The sequence below is a fragment of the Emcibacter sp. SYSU 3D8 genome (assembly GCF_039655875.1).
Lineage (GTDB): Bacteria > Pseudomonadota > Alphaproteobacteria > SMXS01 > SMXS01 > RI-34.
On the sequence record NZ_JBBYXK010000001.1, the window covers coordinates 279,634 to 298,911 of the forward strand.

At 64.3% G+C, this 19,278-nt stretch carries 17 protein-coding genes; 9 read left to right on the forward strand and 8 right to left on the reverse strand.

Annotation, left to right across the window (positions count from 1 at the left end; all coding sequences use genetic code 11):
• Window positions 1-66 precede the first annotated feature (66 nt).
• Window positions 67-822 (reverse strand): SDR family NAD(P)-dependent oxidoreductase, encoded by a 756-nt coding sequence (locus WJU21_RS01435; protein ID WP_346321596.1) that lies wholly within the window; start codon window positions 820-822, stop codon window positions 67-69.
• Window positions 823-882: 60 nt separating this feature from the next.
• On the opposite strand from WJU21_RS01435, the gene WJU21_RS01440 reads away from it, so the two are divergent.
• Together WJU21_RS01440 and gmk are read left to right on the forward strand one after the other, a co-directional pair.
• Window positions 883-1,773 (forward strand): YicC/YloC family endoribonuclease, encoded by an 891-nt coding sequence (locus tag WJU21_RS01440; RefSeq protein ID WP_346321597.1) that lies wholly within the window; start codon window positions 883-885, stop codon window positions 1,771-1,773.
• Window positions 1,770-2,405 carry a guanylate kinase gene (gene gmk, locus WJU21_RS01445; protein WP_346321598.1) on the forward strand — a complete coding sequence of 212 codons (636 nt, stop codon included), beginning with the start codon at window positions 1,770-1,772 and terminating at the stop codon, window positions 2,403-2,405. The genes WJU21_RS01440 and gmk overlap by 4 nt, the downstream gene beginning before the upstream one ends.
• Here gmk and rsmA read toward each other — a convergent pair.
• From rsmA to lptD, 4 genes are read right to left on the reverse strand one after another with little or no spacing between them, the layout of a single operon-like run.
• On the reverse strand, window positions 2,380-3,222 hold the full coding sequence (gene rsmA / locus WJU21_RS01450) for a 16S rRNA (adenine(1518)-N(6)/adenine(1519)-N(6))-dimethyltransferase RsmA (RefSeq protein WP_346321599.1): 843 nt from the start codon (window positions 3,220-3,222) through the stop codon (window positions 2,380-2,382). The two genes, gmk and rsmA, sit on opposite strands and share 26 nt — an antisense overlap.
• Window positions 3,219-4,265: a 4-hydroxythreonine-4-phosphate dehydrogenase PdxA gene (pdxA, locus tag WJU21_RS01455; protein ID WP_346321600.1), complete on the reverse strand. Its 1,047-nt coding sequence runs from the start codon at window positions 4,263-4,265 to the stop codon at window positions 3,219-3,221. Before pdxA ends, rsmA begins: the two co-directional genes overlap by 4 nt.
• A complete protein-coding gene (locus WJU21_RS01460; protein ID WP_346321601.1) occupies window positions 4,240-5,496 on the reverse strand; it encodes a peptidylprolyl isomerase in 1,257 nt (418 codons plus the stop codon). Before WJU21_RS01460 ends, pdxA begins: the two co-directional genes overlap by 26 nt.
• Window positions 5,493-7,742: an LPS assembly protein LptD gene (gene lptD, locus WJU21_RS01465; RefSeq protein ID WP_346321602.1), complete on the reverse strand. Its 2,250-nt coding sequence runs from the start codon at window positions 7,740-7,742 to the stop codon at window positions 5,493-5,495. Before lptD ends, WJU21_RS01460 begins: the two co-directional genes overlap by 4 nt.
• A gap of 267 nt (window positions 7,743-8,009) precedes the next feature.
• Here lptD and WJU21_RS01470 point away from each other — a divergent pair, with 267 nt between their 5' ends.
• The 3 genes from WJU21_RS01470 to ndk all read left to right on the forward strand — a co-directional run bounded on the left by WJU21_RS01470 (window position 8,010) and on the right by ndk (window position 10,482).
• The gene (locus WJU21_RS01470; protein WP_346321603.1) at window positions 8,010-9,515 is read left to right on the forward strand and encodes a leucyl aminopeptidase; all 1,506 of its coding nucleotides are present in this window, start codon (window positions 8,010-8,012) and stop codon (window positions 9,513-9,515) included.
• A 9-nt stretch (window positions 9,516-9,524) separates the two neighbouring features.
• The gene (locus tag WJU21_RS01475) at window positions 9,525-9,968 is read left to right on the forward strand and encodes a DNA polymerase III subunit chi (RefSeq protein ID WP_346321604.1); all 444 of its coding nucleotides are present in this window, start codon (window positions 9,525-9,527) and stop codon (window positions 9,966-9,968) included.
• A gap of 91 nt (window positions 9,969-10,059) precedes the next feature.
• Window positions 10,060-10,482: a nucleoside-diphosphate kinase gene (ndk, locus tag WJU21_RS01480; protein ID WP_346321605.1), complete on the forward strand. Its 423-nt coding sequence runs from the start codon at window positions 10,060-10,062 to the stop codon at window positions 10,480-10,482.
• A 55-nt stretch (window positions 10,483-10,537) separates the two neighbouring features.
• Here ndk and WJU21_RS01485 read toward each other — a convergent pair whose 3' ends face one another.
• The 3 genes from WJU21_RS01485 to purM are packed head-to-tail and all read right to left on the reverse strand — an operon-like array spanning window position 10,538 to window position 13,516.
• Window positions 10,538-11,770 carry an MFS transporter gene (locus WJU21_RS01485; RefSeq protein WP_346321606.1) on the reverse strand — a complete coding sequence of 411 codons (1,233 nt, stop codon included), beginning with the start codon at window positions 11,768-11,770 and terminating at the stop codon, window positions 10,538-10,540.
• A 38-nt stretch (window positions 11,771-11,808) separates the two neighbouring features.
• Window positions 11,809-12,459: a phosphoribosylglycinamide formyltransferase gene (gene purN / locus WJU21_RS01490; RefSeq protein WP_346321607.1), complete on the reverse strand. Its 651-nt coding sequence runs from the start codon at window positions 12,457-12,459 to the stop codon at window positions 11,809-11,811.
• Between the two features lie 4 nt (window positions 12,460-12,463).
• On the reverse strand, window positions 12,464-13,516 hold the full coding sequence (gene purM, locus WJU21_RS01495; protein ID WP_346321608.1) for a phosphoribosylformylglycinamidine cyclo-ligase: 1,053 nt from the start codon (window positions 13,514-13,516) through the stop codon (window positions 12,464-12,466).
• Between the two features lie 124 nt (window positions 13,517-13,640).
• On the opposite strand from purM, the gene WJU21_RS01500 reads away from it, so the two are divergent.
• From WJU21_RS01500 to WJU21_RS01515, 4 genes are all read left to right on the forward strand, one after another.
• Entirely contained in the window at window positions 13,641-14,732 is a 1,092-nt protein-coding gene (locus tag WJU21_RS01500; RefSeq protein WP_346321609.1) for a DUF2066 domain-containing protein, read from the forward strand.
• A gap of 2 nt (window positions 14,733-14,734) precedes the next feature.
• Entirely contained in the window at window positions 14,735-15,382 is a 648-nt protein-coding gene (locus WJU21_RS01505) for a DnaA/Hda family protein (protein WP_346321610.1), read from the forward strand.
• A gap of 154 nt (window positions 15,383-15,536) precedes the next feature.
• Window positions 15,537-17,639, forward strand: coding sequence for an RNA degradosome polyphosphate kinase (locus WJU21_RS01510; protein ID WP_346322433.1), 2,103 nt, complete (start codon window positions 15,537-15,539; stop codon window positions 17,637-17,639).
• Between the two features lie 85 nt (window positions 17,640-17,724).
• Window positions 17,725-19,257: a Ppx/GppA family phosphatase gene (locus WJU21_RS01515; RefSeq protein ID WP_346321611.1), complete on the forward strand. Its 1,533-nt coding sequence runs from the start codon at window positions 17,725-17,727 to the stop codon at window positions 19,255-19,257.
• Window positions 19,258-19,278: the final 21 nt, after the last annotated feature.

Genomic DNA, 19,278 nt, shown 5'->3' on the forward strand with positions numbered 1-19,278 from the left:
TAATTCTCACTAAATACTGTTAATTCAGCCTATTTTACCGCGCACGTTAAGAATTGTAATATCGGATCACTTCCGTGGCGCGCGCCTGGCTGTCCAGTCCAGCGCCCACATGGGGAGGTTGGCCAGGACACGCGCCGCGATCACCATCTGCCACGGGAATGTGATGCGGCCCCGGTTGCGGGCGAGACCGCGTGCGATGATCCGCGCCGCCCGGTCCGCCGGCATCAGGAACGGCATGGAGAAGGTGTTTTGCGCGGTAATTCGGCTGACGACGAAGCCGGGGCAAATGACGCTGATCCGGACGCCTTCCGGTTCCAGGTAGCCACGCAGCGCTTCGCCATAGGCTTTCACGGCGGCTTTCGAGGCCGAATAAGCCGGCGCCGATGCCAGACCCTGATACCCCGCCACCGAACTGACGATGGCGATCTGGCCGCGGCGGCGGCCGCGCATCAAGTCCGCCGCAGGATGGGCGGTATGAAAAACCCCGCTGACGTTGATGGCGAAGGTCTGCGCGGCAATCTCTTCCATTGCGCCTTCGCTCTGTCCGATGCCGACACCCGCATTGGCGAAGACCAGATCCAGCGGCGCGAGACCGTCGCAATGTTCAACCCAAACGCGCACGGCGTCCCTGTCGGCTACGTCGACCACCTCAGCTGAAACAGTGGCGCCGCGCGCCGCGCTGCGCGATGCCACGCCCTCAAGCCGGGCTCGGTCGCGCCCGCACAGATGCAAGGTGACCCCCGATGCAGCGTAATGGAGCGCCAGCGCCTCACCGATGCCGCTTGACGCACCGGTTATCAGGATAGATTTGGGGTTTTCCATCGACGCCAATCATCAGAGGAAGATATAGTTCGCGCCCACCGAAACGACCCAGGAGCCCCCATGGCCATCGCCAGCATGACCGGTTTCGCCCGCCTCGACGGCGCGTGGCAAGAATATCGCTGGGTGTGGGAAGTTAAAAGCGTCAACGGCAAAGGCCTCGATGTCCGCATGCGGATGCCGCAAGGCATGGAAAGCCTGGATATTCCGGCCCGGGCGCTGATCGCCGAGAGCCTGTCGCGGGGCAGCGTGAATTGCCTGCTGCAGTTCGACCGGGTCAACGCCAATGCCGGCGTCAGCGTGAACAATCAGGTGCTCGACAGCCTGGTAGAGGCCGCAAAGGCCGCCGCCGAGCGCCACGGTCTGAAGAAGCCTCGCATCGAAGAGTTGCTGGAACTGCGCGGCGTTATCGAGGTGAAGGACACCAGCCTCACGGACGAGCAGGTGGCCGAGAGGGACAAGATTTTGCTGGCCGGCCTAGCCGAGGCAGTACGCGGTGTCGTCGCCATGCGCCGGAGCGAAGGCGCCCGCATGGCCGCGGTGCTCCACGACGAGGTCCGCGCCATCGGTGAACTGGTCAATCTGGCGCGCGCCATTCCCTCGCAGCAGCCTGGCGCCATGCGCGAACGGCTGCAGAAGCAGATATCGGACCTGCTCGAAGGCTCGAGCGTGCCCATCGACCAGGACCGTCTGGCGCAGGAAGCAGCCTATCTGGCCGTGAAGGCCGACGTACGCGAGGAACTGGACCGCTTGAGCGCCCACGTCGTCGCCGCAACCGAGCTGCTGGACAGGGGTGGACCGGCCGGCCGCAAGCTCGATTTCCTGGCCCAGGAATTCAGCCGCGAGGCCAATACGGTGTGTTCCAAATCATCGGACCCGGCTCTGTCTCGCATCGGCCTGGACTTGAAGTCGGTGATCGATCAGTTGCGCGAACAGGTGGCGAACATCGAATGAGTGCGCCCATCCTACGCCGCGGGCTGATGCTGGTTCTGTCCTCGCCATCGGGCGCGGGCAAGACCACCCTGTCGCGGCTCCTGCTGGCTCAGGATTCCGAGATCACCATGTCGGTATCGGTGACCACGCGCGCCCCGAGGCCGGGCGAGATTGACGGTAAGGACTATTTTTTCGTCGACACCGCGCGCTTCGAAGCCATGGTCGAGCAGAACGAATTGCTGGAGCATGCCAAGGTGTTCGGCAACATGTACGGCACGCCAAAAGCGCCGGTAGAGGCTGCGCTCCAGGCGGGCAGGGACGTGCTGTTCGACATCGACTGGCAAGGCACCCAGCAGCTCGGCAGCCAGGTGGCCCAGGACATGGTGAAGGTGTTCATCCTGCCGCCATCCACCGAGGCGCTGGAGCTTCGGCTGCAAACCCGCGCGCAGGATCCGGCCGACGTGGTCGCTGGTCGCATGGCGAAGGCCGCAGACGAGATGAGCCACTGGAACGAGTACGATTATGTGGTCATCAACGTGGAGCTGGAGGAAAGCCTGGCGAAACTGAAGGCTATCCTGTCGGCCGAGCGCAGCCGGCGAACCCGGCAGGTCGGCCTTGCCGACTTCGTCAATCGCCTGCGCGGAGTCGATTGAGCGAACGGGCCAGCGCGCAGAACTGCGCCACCGACAGAACTTCCGCCCGCCGCGTCGGGTCGATTCCGGCACCTTCGATCAGTTTCTCCGAATCGACACCGATGCCCTTCAGGCTGGACCGCAGCATCTTCCGCCGCTGGTTGAAGGCGGCGTCAACGACAGTCTTGAGGTCGCGCAGCTCCGACGGTGCGACCGGTTCAGGCAACACGGTGAAGTGCACGACCGTCGACGTGATCTTGGGCTGCGGCACGAAGGCCGACGGCGGAATGTCGAACAGACGCCTCGGTACCGACCGCCACTGGCTGAGCACGGAAAGCCGGCCGAATTCCTTGTTGCCGGGAGCTGCGGTGATTCGGTCGGCCACCTCGCGCTGGAACATCAGGGTCAGGCTCGTAAAGAACGGTGGCCAGACCGGCTGCGACAGCCATTTGGCAAGCAGAACGGTGGAGACGTTGTAGGGCAGGTTGGCCACGACCAACGCCTTGGTGCCGCCAAGCAATTCAGCCTCGTCGACCTTCAGTGCGTCAGCGGGAACCACCGTCAACCGGCCCGGCCAGGCGGCGTCCACTTCGGCAAGCGCTTCAATGCAGCGGTCATCCTTCTCGACAGCGATTACCGTCGCCCCCGCTTCCAGCAGCGCACGCGTCAGGCCGCCCGGCCCAGGTCCGACCTCGTAGACCACCGAGCCGGGACCGACCCCCGCGCCGCGGGCGATCCGTGCCGTCAGGTTGAGGTCGAGCAGGAAGTTCTGTCCCAGCGACTTCTTCGCCGCCAGGCCGTAGCGGGCAATGACATCGCGCAGCGGCGGCAGGCTCATGAAGCAGCTCGCTTTTTTGCCCGGCCGCGGGCGCGGGAGATGTTGCCGGCCAGCTTCAACGCGGCGATCAGACTGCGAGGATCGGCCTTGCCGCTACCGGCTATGTCCAGGGCCGTGCCGTGGTCCGGCGAGGTGCGTACGAAGGGCAGCCCGATGGTGACATTGACGCCCTCGTGGAAATTGACCGTCTTGAGGGGGATCAGCGCCTGGTCGTGATACATGCACAAGGCGGCGTCGTAAGCCGCGCGTGCCTCCTTGTGGAACATGGTGTCGGCCGGCTTCGGGCCGGCAACGTCGATGCCGTCGTCGCGCAGCGCGGCAATGGCGGGTGCGATGATCTCAACCTCTTCGCGGCCCATGGTGCCGGCTTCGCCCGCATGCGGGTTGAGGCCCGCCACGGCAAGGCGCGGCACCTGGATGCCGAAGTCGTTTCTGAGCGATGCCGCGACCGTCCTGCCTGTCCTGACGATCAGGTCGGCGGTCAGCGCCGCGGGCACCGCCGAAAGCGCCTGGTGGACCGTCACCGGCACCACACGCAGACCGGGGATGGCAAGCATCATCACGGCGAAGGCATCGGGACCGGCAAGGAACTCGAGGAATTCAGTGTGACCGGGATGTTCGAATCCTGCCGCATAGAGCACCGACTTCTGAATCGGGTTGGTGACGATGGCCGATGCCTTGCCCTGCCTGAACAGCGCCGTCGCGGTTTCGATGGACTCGAGCACCGCCGCGCCGTTGCCCGGATCAGGACTACCCGGATTGGCCCGCACGGAACGCGCGAGCGCGAGCACCGGCAGCGCATTGGGAAATATATCGGCGGCGTCGTCCGGTCGGCTAATCTCGCGAACCGGCACGTCGAGCTTCAACTGGCGAATCCGCTGCCGGATCAAGTCGGGGCAGGCAAGCAGGAAGAAGGGCGGCACCCTGGCGCGACCGCGCCGCATCCAGGCGGCAAGGGATATGTCCGGGCCGATCCCGGCGGGTTCACCCATGGTGAGCGCGAGGGGCGGCGCGCGCCTATTTGTAGTCGATGATCGCGTCACGGCGCAGGTCGCGAAGATAGCGCCGCGCCATCATTGCAAGGCGCTGGTTGCTGAGATAGTCCTCGATCTCGGACGGCGTCGGCTCCTTGACCTCGGAGACGGTCTTGCCGCAGACCACCAGAACGCGGAAATCGGTGCCGGTGCGCAGCGGCTCGCTGGCCTGCCCGATTTCAAGCGGACGGACGGCATTCTTCACCGGTGCCGGCAGGTCGCCGAGGCGGACCGTACCCAGGCTGCCTGAATCGGTGGCGCCCAAAGAACTGGCAAGCTGGCCCACGCCGCTGCACTCCTTCAGCGTTGCCGCCTGCGCCGCAATCCGCTGACGCTGCGCGTCCGGGTCACTGCCGATCTTGACGATGACCTGCTGGAGATCGATCTGGGTGTCGTCGGGGTCGGCGCTCAGCACCTCCCGCTGATCGCCGAGCGTGACGATGTAGTAACCGGCCGTAGTCCGGATCGGGTCGGAAACCTGACCCTCCTGCAGCTTCAGGACCGCGTCCTTGATATCGGGATTGATGTGTTCGCCAATCACCCAGCCGGTATCACCGCCGACGGCGCCCGTCGCCACATCGGAAAACTGGCGGGCGACGGCACCGAAATCGGCGCCTTCCCGAATCTGCCGCACCAGCCGCTCGGCGGTCTGGCGGGCTTCCACGTCCTTGTCGGGCGAATCAACGGCAAGGAAAATCTCGCCGATGCGATATTCCGGCTGGCCCTTGTTGTTCTTCAAATTGTCCAGATAGGTCTTCACCTCGCCATCGCCGATGGCGAGAAACGGCCGCAACCGGGCGTTGATGACCTCTTCCCAGGCAAGGCCGGCCTTGACCTGGCGCAGGATCATGTCCTTGCTCGCGCCCATGCGCGACAATTCCTGGGTGAACTGATCGGCCGAGATATTGTTGCGCGCGGCCATGTCGTTGAACCGCTGCTGCACTTCCTCATCGGTGATGTTGATCTTCTGTTCCTTGGCCTCCTGAAGCTGCAGCTTCTCGTCGACCAGGAGTTGGACCACCGTCTTGCGCAGTTGGTCGTATTCCTCCTGGTTGCGCAAGGCGCCCGTGGTGGAGGTGATCAACTGCATCCGCTCGTTGACGTCGTACTCCGAGATGATCTCGTCGTTGACGACGGCGACAATCCGCTGCACGTCGCTGTGCGACTGGGCGTAGGCCGCACCGGCCGCGCCGGCGAGCAGCAGCAGAATTCCAGCTAACGTATTGATACGCAAGGTCATTCTAGTCCGTTCACCGTTTGCCTGTAATACTTCGACTTGTTCCCGAATGTCGGACTGAAGGGAAGGTCCTGTAGTTCCGCGTCCTTCGTCCCGGGATCGCTTACCACTTTGAAGATAAGCTGGAAGCCTACCGAGGTCGACGGCCGCACGTCCCGATCATCCGTAAAATCCCGACGCGCCCGCAGCCGGAACCGGAGACACTCATCTTCGTACGTGAAGCCGCCACCCGCCGTCAAGGCACCACCGTCGCGCTCGAAGTCGTAGGCGAAGTCGGCGTTCATCGTCCAGTACCGGGACAACTTGATGCTGGCGGCGGTTCGGAGTTCCTTGCGGTCGGGAAGGGTGGGGTCGAAGCCGTTGCGCTTGATGTCGGTATAGCCCAGCGCGAACCGGTAGTCCGCAGGCCCGAACACGACGAGACCCTCGTTGCGCACGAGGTTGAAGCCATCGTCGTCGAACCGCATGCGGTGATAATAATCGAAGAAGCCCGGGATACCGAGCATGGCCGTCATCACCACGTCCGAGGTGCGCTCGCGCAGGCCGGAATCGGCGGGCAGGCTGAAATCCCGGTTGAAGCGGTAGCTTTCACCGACGGTCACCGACGCCTTGACGCCGTTGTCGGCGTAGTAGCGATAGCGAACGCCATAGGCGATGCGCGTGCCGCCCTCCCAGCGATCCGAACCGGGAAATCGGTCGATGGCGAAGAGGTTCGAGGTGTCCAGGTCGAATGCCTGGCTGTCCTCGTTGGGAATTTCATCGTTGTTGGCATGGGCCGGACTGGACACCACGGTGACCATGGGCTCGATGATCTGGTGCGACGTCGTGCCATAGCGGATGAACGGGTAGCGCCATTCCAGCGCGGCATAGGGCACGTAGCGGCCCTCGAAGTTGCTGCCGGTCAGCACATCGGGCTGGGCGACGAGATCGGCGGCGGATGGATCCTCCCACCCATGCAGGTAATAGGTGTCGGCCCGCATGCCGACGGTCAGCTTGTAGATATCGCCCAGCGGCGAGGTGAAAGGCACTTCATAGCGTCCGTCCAGCGACAGGCGGCCGGTGTCGGCGCTGTCGGTGCGGGTCAGCATCGACATGCTGGCATCGGCGCTGAAATGACCGCCCAGCCAGCTTGGCTTGCCGACGAAATTATACTGGATCAGGGGCAGGGCGATCGGTGTGGTGCCGCCCATATCCTCCTCGCGCAGGCCCTGGAACGCATAGGCGCCGATATGCAGGTAACTCTGTTCCCAGAACCGCTCGAGGTAGAGATGGTTGATCAGGCTGTCAGCGCGCGAGATGTCGTAGCGGCGCAGATAGGTATCGTCGGACGCCAGCGCCAGGTCGAATCCCCAGCGCCAGTCCTTGTCGATCTGGAACTGACCGTTCCCGAAGATGTGGCCGCGGAATTCGTCGCCCGGAATCTGGTTGTTGTCGTCGTCGCGCTTGCTCACATAGGTGCCGCTGCCGTCGAGGCTGAACTGCCCCGTCCTGGTGCGCTGCCGGTATTCCAGCTTCAGCACGGCACGCTCGCCCGAAGTGATCATGGGCGTGATGGTCATGTCCTTGCTTGGCGAAATGTTCCAGAAATAGGGAACCTCCGCCGTGAAACCCAGTACCGACGACGTGCCGAAATCCGGCGAAAGGAAACCGCTTGCGCGCTTCACGCTGGCGTCCGGATGCTTCAGCCAGGGCGTGTAGATGATCGGCAGGCCCATCAGTTCCAGCGTGGCGTTGTGGTAGGTCAGGGTCTTGCGGTTCTCGTCATGGACCACCTTGATCGCCCTGATCTGCCAAAGCGGCGCCTTGTCGGGTTCGTCCTCGCAAATGGCGCAGGCTGAATAGACCGCATGGTCAAGGATGTTGCGTTCGCCATCGACCCGGCGGCCGGAATTGGCCGCCAGCCGCTCACCGTCCTTGAACAGCACATACATGCTCTGGACCACGCCGGACTTGAGGTCGCCTGTCAGTTCCAGCGATGCGCCGGTCGACACGTTGCCGCTCTTGTCGACCAGCCGGATATGGCCATGCGCCACGGCCTTGTCGGCGGTGCGGTCATAGACGATCTCGTCGGCGCGAAGGGTGATGTCCTCATAGACGATCTCGACATTGCCCTTGCCGGTGATCCTATCGCCCTTGTCGTCCACGACGATCTCGTCGGCGGCCCAGGTCGCCTTTTTCGGCTCGGCGGCCGGAATTGCCGGCTGGGCCTGGGCGGACAGCACGTTAAAGACGCTGGCGACAGCACCCAAAACCGCCATCCTCCGTAATGTATCGAGCCAGGCCATCAACGGATTCCAACGGGCAGGCAGGTCAGGTGATCCTTATCGGACACGGTCATCGTGCGCCGGTAACTACACGTTCGTAAAGCCGGATGCTACTGGATTGAAAGCCATGCTGCCCCGCCAAGGGTGTTCCCTTTCAATTTCGTTGCCGTCGGCTAAGATGCAACCGGCGGGACCTTCCGGCGAGTGGGAAGCCCCATGTCCACGTACCTGAATCAAAAGGTAAGAGTTCCGATGCGCATTTCCTTTACCGACGAACGAAACCAGACTTCCGGCGCGCTGGCGGTCTTTGCCCTCAAGGGCAAGACATTGACGCCGAGCGCCGAAACGTTCGACGCGCGCACCGGAGGCGCCATCCGGCGCGGCATGGATGGAGCGCGCAACAAGGGCGACAAGGGCAAGTCCTTCGAGCTTCTCGCGCCCGCCAATGTGGACGCCCACCGCATCCTGGTTTCGGGCCTGGGTGAGGCCGCTTCCGTGACTGTCCAGGCAGCGCAAAGCGCCGGCGGCGCGGCGCTGGGCCAGTACAAGACCTCGGGCGAGGAACAGGTGATGATTTTCGCCGATGCGCTCGACGGCGCGGCGCTGTCGCCGGCGGAATTCGCCGCAAACCTGGCCTATGGCGCCCTGCTCAAGTCCTATTCGTTCGAGAAATACTTTACCAAGAAGAACGAGAATCACTCCCGGGTGAGCGTCAAGCGGCTGGTGATCGTCACCGACGATCCCAAGGGCGCCAAGAAAGCGTTCGAGCCGCTGGAGAAGATCGCCGAAGGCATCTTCCTGACCCGCGATCTGGTCAGTGAACCGGCCAACGTCATCTATCCTGAAACCATGGCCGATGCCTGCCGGTCCCTGAACAAGCTCGGCGTCGATGTCGACGTTCTGGGCGAGGAGCGCATGGCTGAACTGGGCATGGGAGCGTTGCTCGGGGTGGGCCAGGGAAGCGCCCGCGAGAGCCAGCTCGTCGTCATGGAATGGAACGGCAACAAGGGCTCGAAGAAGGGTCCGGTGATGTTCGTCGGCAAGGGCGTGACCTTCGACACCGGCGGCATCTCGATCAAGCCGGCAGCCGGCATGGAAATGATGAAGTGGGACATGGGCGGCGCCGGCGCCGTCATCGGCCTCATGAAGGCGCTGGCCGGGCGCAAGGCCAAGGTGCACGCGGTGGGCGTGGTGGCCCTGGTCGAGAACATGCCGTCCAGCACCGCGCAGCGTCCGGGCGATGTGGTGACGTCCATGTCGGGCCAGACCATCGAGGTGATCAATACCGACGCCGAAGGCCGGCTGGTGCTGGCCGATGCGCTGCATTACGGGCAGGAGTTGTTCAAACCCCAGTTCATCGTCGACCTGGCGACCCTGACCGGCGCCATCATCACCTCGCTGGGCAACGAATATGGCGGCCTGTTCTCCAACGACGACGACCTGAGCCGGCTGCTGTCGGCGGCGGGCGAGGCCGAAGGCGAGAAGGTCTGGCGGCTGCCGCTGGGCGACAGCTACGACAAGATGATCAATTCGCCGATCGCCGACATGAAAAACGTGGGCACAGGCGGCAAGGCTGGCAGCATCACCGCCGCCCAGTTCCTTCAGCGGTTCATCCGGCGCGGCACGCCCTGGGCGCATCTGGACATCGCCGGCATGGCGTGGGCGGATTCGGAAAACCCGACCGTGCCCAAGGGCGGCACCGGCTACGGCATCCGCCTGCTCAACCGCCTGGTGGCGGATCATTACGAGGGCAAATAGCAGGGGCCGGTGACCGAGGTCAGCTTCTATCATCTGTACCGCCGGCTGGAAGACTCGCTTCCGAAACTGCTCGAGCGGGTCATCGCCTCCAGCCAGCGCGCCGTGGTGCTGGCCGAAACCGACGAGCGGGTCGAGGCGCTGACCAGCCAGCTCTGGACCTACAGCCCGGACTCCTTCCTGCCGCACGGCACGGCGCGCGATGCCTTCGCCGCCGACCAGCCCATCTTCCTGACCGCCGCCGAAGAAAATCCGAACGGGGCCACCATTCTCGTGGTGGTCGACGAGCGCGTGCCGGATTTCATCGGCGGGTTCGCGCGCTGCCTCGATATGTTCACCGACAGCGAGCCCTCCAAGCAGGCCGCACGCGAGCGGTGGCGTCTCTACAAGAGCGCCGGCCACGACGTGGTGTACTGGCAGCAGGATGAGAACGGCAGGTGGGAGAAGAAGGGCTAACGGCGCCGCGCCCGCCAAATCTTCCGTTGCCCGGGGCGGGCGATGCGGCTAAGAAGCCGCCGACCCGTGTCCCAACAAGGTAATGAAAATCATGGCTACCGAACGCACCCTGTCGATCCTGAAGCCCGACGCGACCCGCCGCAATCTGACTGGCAAGATCAACACCTTGCTGGAAGACGCCGGCCTGCGCATCGTCGCGCAGAAGCGCATCCAGCTCAGCCGCGCCCAGGCGGAAGGCTTCTATGCCGTGCACAGCGAGCGCCCGTTCTTCAACGACCTGGTCAGCTTCATGATCTCGGGTCCGGTCGTGGTCCAGGTGCTGGAAGGCGAGAACGCGGTGCAGAAGAACCGCGATGTGATGGGCGCCACCAACCCGGAAAACGCCGCCGAGGGCACCATTCGCAAGACCTTCGCCGAGTCCATCGAGGCCAATTCGGCCCATGGTTCGGATTCGCTCGAGAATGCCGCCATCGAAATCGCCTACTTCTTCAGCGGCATCGAAATCGTCGGCTGATTGCGAAATTGCGCTGCCTTCGGGCCGTGGCCCGAAGGCAGAGCGATGATCGACCCTAGGCATCCGGCGCCGCTTGCCGGCGTTCAATGAATGCCGGCAGCTCCAGCGGCGGAAACGCAACAAGACACATCAGGGCGGCGGCATGAACCGCCGTTGCCGCGCCGGCCAACGCCGGCAGGCCCGCCATGATGAACGGCGCCAACAGCGCGGTTCCCGCCGTCGACACCGCCATCACTGCCAGGAAAAGCAAGGCCGCGCCCCGCGCGTCGTCGCCCCGCGCGGCGACGATGGCCCGCAAAAAGCCGGGCGGACCGCGCAGGCCAAGCCCCAGATTCATCGGCACGAACAGCGCCGTCACCACCAGGGTGTTCATGCCGCCCGCCAGTCCGTACGCCAGGATCGCCAGCGAGGCGACAAGGGCAAGTGCCGTACCGAACCAGATCAACTGTTCGGTGCCGAAGCGGCCGACCAGGCGTCCAGTGCTGGTCGTCGCCATGATGAAGCTGGTCACACCGCACAGCTGCAGGACGATGAAATCGGCCAGTTCGCCGCCCATGGCGCGCACGAAAACGGCCGGTGCGCCGAACACAAAGATCAGTAATCCGCCCAGCGTAAACGCCTGACTCAGCGTGTAGCGCAGGAAGACACGGTCGCGGAGCAGGGCGCGGTAGCTGCCCTGTTTATGGCCGGACGTCCCGCCGGGCATCAGCCCTCGTCCCAGAACAATTGCCGCAGCCAGCGCAAATGCGAGCAGGGCGGTCGCCTCGAACGAGGCGCGCCACCCGAACCACGCCAGCAACCCGCTGCCCGCGATGGGTGCCAGTGCCGGTACGAGTGATTCCAGACTTCCCAGCACGCCGATCGCCTGGACCGCGCCGCGGTCGTCGAACAGGCCGCGGATCATGCCGGGCGTCAACACCGCGGCTGCCGCGGAAGAAAGCCCCTGCAGGAAGCGCAGGGCGATCAGCGTCTCCATGTCCGGCGCCCGGGCACAGGCGAATGAAAGTGCTGCGAAGACGGCAAGGGCGGCGCCCAGGATCGACCGGCGGTCGAAGTGGTCGCCAAGGGCTCCAAACACCAGCAGACCCAGGGCGATTCCGGCGACGAAGGCCGCGATCACCAGCTGCGCCGCCGCCACGGTGCCGCCCAGCACATCCGGCAGGATCGGAATGGCGGGCAGGACGAGGTCGATGCCGGTCATGCCGGTGATCGTCGCTCCCACCAGCAGGCCGCACGCCGCCATGGCCCGCCAGCGGGCATGGATGTGGGTTGTGCTGGGGTCGGACACCGGAGCCGCTCCTGAAAATGGGCGGCTACCCTATACCGTCAATTGCGCTCGGGACACGGATTCATGAGGCCGTCCTGCAGCGCCAGCGGGGCATCGATATGGACGACCTTGCCCTCGACGCGCAGCTTGCCCTCGGCCATGAGGCGCAGCGCGAGCGGATAGAGCTTGTGCTCCCACGCCAGCACCCGGGCGCCGAGGCTGTCTTCGGTGTCGCCCTCGCGAACCGGCACGCAGGCCTGGAAGACGATGGGGCCTGCATCCATCTCGGGGCGCACGAAGTGCACCGTGCAGCCGGAAAACCGCACACCGTCCTCCAGCACCCGCTGATGCGTGTGCAGGCCGCGATAGGCGGGCAGCAGGGACGGGTGGATATTGAGGATGCGGTCGCGCCAGCGGTCGACGAAGTCCGCCTCCAGCAGGCGCATGAAGCCCGCAAGGCAGATCATCTCGGCGCCGCTTTCGACGATTGCCTGATGCAACGCCGCTTCGAAATCGTGGCGCGAGGGGAAATCCTTGTGGCTGATGACCTTGGTCGGCACGCCGTGGGCCCGGGCAATCTCCAGTCCGGCGGCATCGGCCTTGTTGGAGATAACGATGGCCGGTTTCGCCGGGTGACCGGGCTCGGCACAGGCTTCAAGCAGCGCCTGCATATTACTGCCCCGGCCGGAAATCAGCGTGGCGAAGCGCATGGCGCTAGATCAGGCTGACGGCGGGGTCGCCGTCCTTGCGGGCGCGGATACGGCCGATGTGAAAAACGGTTTCGCCATTCGATTCGAATATGGCTTTCGCCTGCTCCACCTTGTCTGCCGGAACGACCACGGCCATGCCGATACCGCAGTTGAACGTGCGGATCATGTCGTCCTCGGGCACATTGCCCTCGTGCTGGAGCCAACCGAAAACGGCTGGACGGCTCCAGCTGTTCTGCTCGAGTTCGGCGCACAGCGTGCCGGACAACACGCGCGGAATGTTCTCGACCAGGCCGCCGCCGGTGATATGGGCCAGGGCATGCACCGCGCCTTCACGTATGGCGGCCAGGCAACTCGGCACGTAGATCCGCGTTGGGGTCAGCAGCGCCTCGCCCAGCGACCGCGACGGGTCGAACGGCGCCGGATCGGCATAGGACAGGCCGCTGCGCTCGACAACCTTGCGGGCAAGGGAAAAGCCATTGGAATGCAGGCCGGTGGATGCAAGGCCCAGGATCACGTCTCCGACAGCGACCGCGGCGCCGGTAAGCTGCTGGCCGCGTTCCACGGCGCCGACGGCGAAGCCGGCCAGGTCGTAATCTTCGCCCGTATACATGCCCGGCATTTCGGCGGTTTCGCCGCCGATCAGGGCGCAGCCGGCCTGCCGGCAGCCTTCGGCAATGCCGGCGATCACGGCAGCCGCCGCTTCCACGTCGAGCTTGCCGGTGGCGAAATAATCGAGGAACAGCAGCGGCTCGGCGCCCTGGACCACCAGGTCGTTGACGCTCATGGCGACCAGATCGATGCCGACGGTGTCGTGGCGGTTGCTGTCGATGGCCACTTTCAGCTTGGTGCCGACGCCATCGTTGCAGGCCACCAGTATCGGATCCTTGTAGCCGGCCTGCTTCAGGTCGAAGAACGCACCGAAGCCGCCCAGATCGGCGTTGGAGCCGGCACGCCTGGTCGAAGCGGCCAGCGGCTTGATGCGATTGACCAGTTCGTTACCCGCGTCGATGTCGACGCCGGCGGTTTTGTAGTTGAGCGGCTCTGTATTGCGGGTCACGGCGCTTCCGGGGATGTTTCGGCGGGAACTTACGGATTTACCGGCAGGAAATCGACTCCCATATTCTGTGGGGTGCTTCCGTCAGCCTTGGTATAGTGCGGCCATGAGAATTTTCGGAGGGGGCATGGGCCCGAAATCATTCGCCGTCGCCGCCATCCTGCTATGCGTGAGCGGCTTCCTCGGGGGCGGGCCGGTACAGGCCGCCGACTATTTCAATCCGTTCGAGGTCAAGGAAGTCCCCGTCGACATCACCGCAGACACGGCGGCCAACGCGCGCACTATCGCCATCGGGGAAGCCCAGTCGCGGGCGCTCGACCTGTTGTTGCGCCGGATGACGCTGAAGGGAGACCGGGACCGGCTGCCCAGGCTCGACGGCAACAGCGTCTCGCGGCTGGTGCAGAGCATCCAGTTCGCCGACGAACGTTATTCGAGCACCCGCTACATCGCCAAGGTCACCGTCGCTTTCAACCCCGGCGGGATTCGATCGTTGCTGGGGCGCTACAACATTCCCTTCGCCGAGGCGCCGGCACATCCGGTTCTGGTGCTGCCGGTGTTGGACAGCGGTTCATCCCGCATCGCCGCCGAGTCGAATCCCTGGTGGGCGGCCTGGTCGCGGCAGGACTGGCAGGAAAACCTGCTGGCGCTGACCCTGCCGCAAGCGTCGGACGTGGATGCGTCCGGCCTCAGCGCGGCCGAGGTCATGCAGGGTGGCGGTCCGTGGATAGAAGCGCTGGGCCGCCGGTACGGCACCAGCGAGGTGGTCGTGCCGTTGGCGACGCTGCGCACAGACGGCGGCGCGGCCAGGCTGATCGTGAGAACGCACCAGTACGGGATCGCCGGCGAACGATCCAGCACCAGGGAACTGAACCAGCTTCCCGGCGAAACCATCGACAACCTACTGATGCGCGGCGCGCGCGAAATCGGCAACGACCTCACGCAGGAGTGGAAACGCAATGCCATGGTCGGGCAGGGTGCCCAGACCGACATCCTGGCGGTCATGGATCTTGCGTCGCTGCAGCAGTTGATTACGCTCCAGGACCGGCTCAAGCGCGTCCCCATGCTCAAGAATGCCACCTTGGCCAGTCTCGCCTCGCACAGGGCGCTGTTCCGGATGACCGTCACCGTGCCGCCCGAGCAGCTTACCCCTGCCATGATCCAGTACGGCATCGATCTGGTGCAGCGCGACGGAGACTGGTACGTCTCGCCGCGCCGATAGCGATGCAGCTTGTCTTCGATCTTCCGGCCCGGCCGGCCATGGACCGCGAGGATTTTCTCGTCGCGGCATGTAATCGCGACGCCGTCAGCTGGATCGACCAGTGGCCGGCGTGGCCCTATCCGGCACTGGTCCTGCATGGACCTGCAGGCAGCGGCAAGACACATCTGGCGCGGGTGTGGCAGCAACGCGCGGATGCGGTCTGGCATGACGGCGCCGGCCTCGACTCCCATCTGCGCGACCGCAGCCAGCCAACGGCGATCTGCATCGACATCAACGGCAGGGTCGAGGACGAAACCGGGCTGTTCCACCTGTTCAATCGCGCCCTCGAGCAGGGTGGCACCCTGCTGATTACCGGCCGCGCGCCGGTGCGGGACTGGGGCATTGCCCTGCCGGACCTGTTGTCGCGGCTGCAGGCGGCGCCCACCGCGACGCTGTCGGAACCTGACGACGCCCTGTTGGCCGCCGTGACCGTGAAGCTGTTCGCCGACCGTCAACTTGTCGTCGCACCCGAACTGCTGAACTATATCCTGACCAGGGTCGACCGTTCGTTCGCCGCGCTGGGCGATGCAGTTTCCCGCCTCGACCGTGCCGCGCTGCGGGAAAAGCGGCCCATTACGCCAAGGTTCGCTAAACGTATACTCGGCTACTGACCAGGAGACGCGGCGGAAGAGCGTCACACAACTGTCACAGGCGGCGACTAGCGTCTGCCGCAGGCTTGAAAGTACGGGGGTTACGGTGACCGACAGTTCCACATCCAGAACCGATGCGCTCGAGGACGCCGCGATCGTACCCGCGACCCTGGATATGACGTCTCCCTCCCGTTTCATCAACCGCGAGCTGTCCTGGCTGGCCTTCAATACCCGTGTGCTCGAAGAGGCCATGAACCCGGCGCATCCGCTGCTGGAACGGGTCAGGTTTCTCTCGATTTCATCCAGCAATCTGGACGAGTTCTATATGGTCCGCGTCGCGGGTATACGCGGCCAGATTCAAGCCGGCATTGAAACGGTCAGCGATGACGGGCTTACCGCCACGCAACAGATCAACGCCATCAACAATCTGGCCAATAGTCTGTTGAACCAGCAGCAGGCGTGCTGGCGTTCGCTCAAGCGGCTTCTGCACGACGTCGATATTACCGTGATCGATAGTGGCGACCTGACCGCGCAGGAGCGCGCCTGGCTTGAGGACAGGTTCCTCGAGGACGTGTTCCCCGTGCTGACGCCGCTGGCCATCGATCCGGCGCATCCTTTTCCGTTCATCCCGAATCTGGGCTTCGTGCTGGCCATGCAGCTGCGCCGCGACAGCGATGGCGCGCCCATGAATGCGCTCATTCCCATGCCGAGGCAGACCGACCGCTTCTTCCGCCTTCCAGGCCAGGCCGTGCGCTTCATTACCCTCGAGAATGTGATTGCCCTGTTCCTGGACCAGCTGTTTCCGGGCTATTCGCTGATCGGACGCGGCGAGTTTCGCATCGTCCGGGACAGTGACATCGAAATCGAAGAGGAAGCCGAGGACCTGGTCCGCCTGTTCGAGACCGCGCTGAAGCGCCGCCGCCGCGGCCGGGTGATTCGGTTGAAGATCAGCGCGACCATGCCCGAATCACTGCGCAAGTTCGTGATCGATGAACTCCACGTCAACGCCAGCGACGTGTTCGTGGTCGACGGCATTCTGGGTCTTTCGGACAGCAAGCAGCTGATCATCGACGACAGGCCCGACCTGAAGTTCGAGCCGTTCAACGCACGATTTCCGGAACGCATCCGGGATCACGGCGGCGATTGCTTCGCCGCCATCCAGCAAAAGGACATTATCGTCCATCACCCCTATGAGAGTTTCGATGCGGTGGTGCAGTTCGTCAGGCAGGCCGCCGCCGACCCCAACGTGGTGGCGATCAAGCAGACGCTCTATCGCACCAGCGACGACTCGCCCATCGTCAAGGCGCTGATCGACGCGGCCGAAACCGGCAAGTCGGTCACCGCGCTGGTCGAGCTGAAGGCCCGGTTCGATGAAGCCGCCAACATCCAGTGGGCACGCGATCTCGAGCGTGCCGGCGTTCAGGTGGTGTACGGTTTCCTCGAGTTGAAAACCCATGCGAAGGTTTCGCTGGTGGTTCGCCGCGAGGGCAGGGACTTGCGAACCTATGTGCATTTCGGCACCGGCAATTACCATCCGATCACCGCGCGCATCTACACGGACCTGTCGTTCTTCACCGTCGATCCGGTGATCGCCCGCGACGCGACACGGCTGTTCAACTATCTGACCGGCTATGCCGAACCCCGCGACTTCGAGAAGATTTCGATCTCTCCGATCAGCCTGGAGCCAAGGCTTCACGAATTGATCCGGAGTGAAATCGCCCACGCCAAGGCCGGCAGGCCTGCCGAAATCTGGGCCAAGATGAATTCGCTGGTCGATGCCTCGATCATCGACGCCCTCTACGAAGCCAGTCAGGCCGGTGTGAAAATCGACCTCATCATCCGTGGCATCTGCTGTCTGCGGCCGGGCGTGAAGGGCCTGTCCGAGAACATCAGGGTCAAGAGCATCATCGGCCGGTTCCTCGAGCATTCGCGCATCATCTGCTTCGGCAATGGGCACGATCTGCCGTCGAAGGACGGGCTGGTGTTCATTTCGTCGGCCGACTGGATGCCACGCAATTTCTATCGGCGGGTCGAAACGCTGATTCCGCTGGAGAATCCGACCGTCCATGCACAGGTGCTCGATCAGGTCATGGTCGCCAGTCTCAATGACGAACAGCAGACCTGGTGGCTGCAACCCGACGGCACCTATGTCCGCGAGGATGCCGGCCCACACGGCTTCAACGCGCACAAGTACTTCATGACCAACCCCAGCCTGTCGGGCAGGGGGCAGGCGCTGCGCGACAAGCCGACGCCGACCCTGGTCCTCGACGAGGACTGAGAGCCTGCCCTGCGCCAATTGGGGCTTTCAATACGGGCCCCTCGCCGCTAGGTTGACGCCGCCGGAAAGGAGTGCGCCGAGCCCGATGAACGTCGCCGTTCAACCCTTGACCAGGGAAGTCGTCTGGCAGGTGCCTTCGCGCATCGCCGTCATCGACGTGGGCTCCAATACGGTCCGCCTCGTGGCGTTCGACCTCCAGGGCCGTATTCCCCAGCTGATCTTCAACGAGAAGGCATTCTGCGGCCTGGGCAAGTCCATGGCCTCCAGCGGCCGGCTCGATCCAGACGGCATGGAGATGGCGATCGACACCATCCACCGCTACGTGACGCTGACCGACCAGATGCGGGTGTCACATCTCGACATCGTCGCGACCGCGGCCGTGCGTGAAGCATCCAACCGGGACGAATTCGCCGCGCGCGTCACCGAGGTCACCGGCGGCCGTTCGTTGCGGATCATCTCAGGCGCCGAGGAAGCCCGTTACGCCGCCCTGGGCGTGATCGCCGCCATCCCCGAAGCCGACGGTATCGCCGGCGACCTGGGTGGCGGCAGTCTCGAACTGGTCGGCATCCGCAAGGGTGTCGTGATGCAGGGCGAGTCGACGCCGCTCGGCACGCTCCGGCTGATGGACGCCCATGGCAATGACGCGGTCGCCACCAACAAGGCAATCGACGCGGCGCTTGTCGGGCACGACTGGATCAAGGAATTCGCCAGGCGCGATTTTTACGCTGTCGGCGGCACCTGGCGCGCCATCGCCCGTCTGCACATGGCCTACCGCAAATATCCGCTGCGCATTCTGCACAATTACGAAATCGAGCGCGAGGAACTGCGGCGCTTCCTGCGCGACATCAAGAGCCACGTCAGCGAGGCCGAGATTCTTGCCGCCGGAATCTCCAAGAAGCGCATGGCCATGCTGCCGGTGGCATCGCTCATCCTGCAACGGGTGCTCAAGCTTGTCTCGCCCAAGCGGATCGTGATCTCGGGCCTGGGGCTGCGCGAAGGCATCCTGTTCCATCATGCCCCGGACGAGCTCAAGCTCGCCGATCCGCTGCTGGCGTTCTGCCGCGAGATGGCACTGCGCCGCAGCCGGTTTCCGGAGCATGGCGACGACCTGATGCGCTGGATCGACCCGTTGTTCCGCTGTGAGAGCGCCCGCGACAAGCGGCTGCGTTACGCCGTGTGCCTGCTCAGCGACATCGCCTGGTCCGGCCACCCCAGTTACCGGGCGGAGCTGGCCATGGACCAGATCATGCTGGCCCAGGTGCTGGGGACGGACCATCCGGGCCGCGCCTTCATCGGCATGGCGCTTTTCGTCCTCAATGGCGGATCGCCGGACAACGCCGCGACTGAGCGGGCGAGGGCACTTTTGTGCCCCCAGGAAACCGCCCGTGCCCGAGCCGTAGGGCTGGCGCTGCGTCTGGCCCAGCGCATTTCAGGCGGGACCAAGGAATTGCTGGGACTGGCGCATCTCAATGCGACCGATCAGGAAGTGACTCTCGTGGTACAGCCTGACGGCGAGTACATGGCCGGCGAATCGGTGCAGCGCAGGCTGGACTTGCTGGCGGCCGCACTGGGCAGGCAGTCTGCCATCAGCATCGATGACGGTCCTGCCGCGACCTAGAAGGCCCGGCAAGGGCCGCGG

What these genes read in the sequence shown, in the direction of transcription:
- WJU21_RS01505 (WP_346321610.1), top strand. Translation starts at nt 14,735, where the DNA reads ATGCAGCTTGTCTTCGATCTTCCGGCCCGGCCGGCCATGGACCGCGAG.
- gmk (WP_346321598.1), top strand. Translation starts at nt 1,770, where the DNA reads ATGAGTGCGCCCATCCTACGCCGCGGGCTGATGCTGGTTCTGTCCTCG.
- purN (WP_346321607.1), bottom strand. Translation starts at nt 12,459, where the DNA reads ATGCGCTTCGCCACGCTGATTTCCGGCCGGGGCAGTAATATGCAGGCG.
- WJU21_RS01460 (WP_346321601.1), bottom strand. Translation starts at nt 5,496, where the DNA reads ATGACCTTGCGTATCAATACGTTAGCTGGAATTCTGCTGCTGCTCGCC.
- ndk (WP_346321605.1), top strand. Translation starts at nt 10,060, where the DNA reads ATGGCTACCGAACGCACCCTGTCGATCCTGAAGCCCGACGCGACCCGC.
- WJU21_RS01435 (WP_346321596.1), bottom strand. Translation starts at nt 822, where the DNA reads ATGGAAAACCCCAAATCTATCCTGATAACCGGTGCGTCAAGCGGCATC.
- WJU21_RS01470 (WP_346321603.1), top strand. Translation starts at nt 8,010, where the DNA reads ATGCGCATTTCCTTTACCGACGAACGAAACCAGACTTCCGGCGCGCTG.
- WJU21_RS01440 (WP_346321597.1), top strand. Translation starts at nt 883, where the DNA reads ATGGCCATCGCCAGCATGACCGGTTTCGCCCGCCTCGACGGCGCGTGG.
- WJU21_RS01515 (WP_346321611.1), top strand. Translation starts at nt 17,725, where the DNA reads ATGAACGTCGCCGTTCAACCCTTGACCAGGGAAGTCGTCTGGCAGGTG.
- WJU21_RS01510 (WP_346322433.1), top strand. Translation starts at nt 15,537, where the DNA reads ATGACGTCTCCCTCCCGTTTCATCAACCGCGAGCTGTCCTGGCTGGCC.
- rsmA (WP_346321599.1), bottom strand. Translation starts at nt 3,222, where the DNA reads ATGAGCCTGCCGCCGCTGCGCGATGTCATTGCCCGCTACGGCCTGGCG.
- WJU21_RS01500 (WP_346321609.1), top strand. Translation starts at nt 13,641, where the DNA reads ATGGGCCCGAAATCATTCGCCGTCGCCGCCATCCTGCTATGCGTGAGC.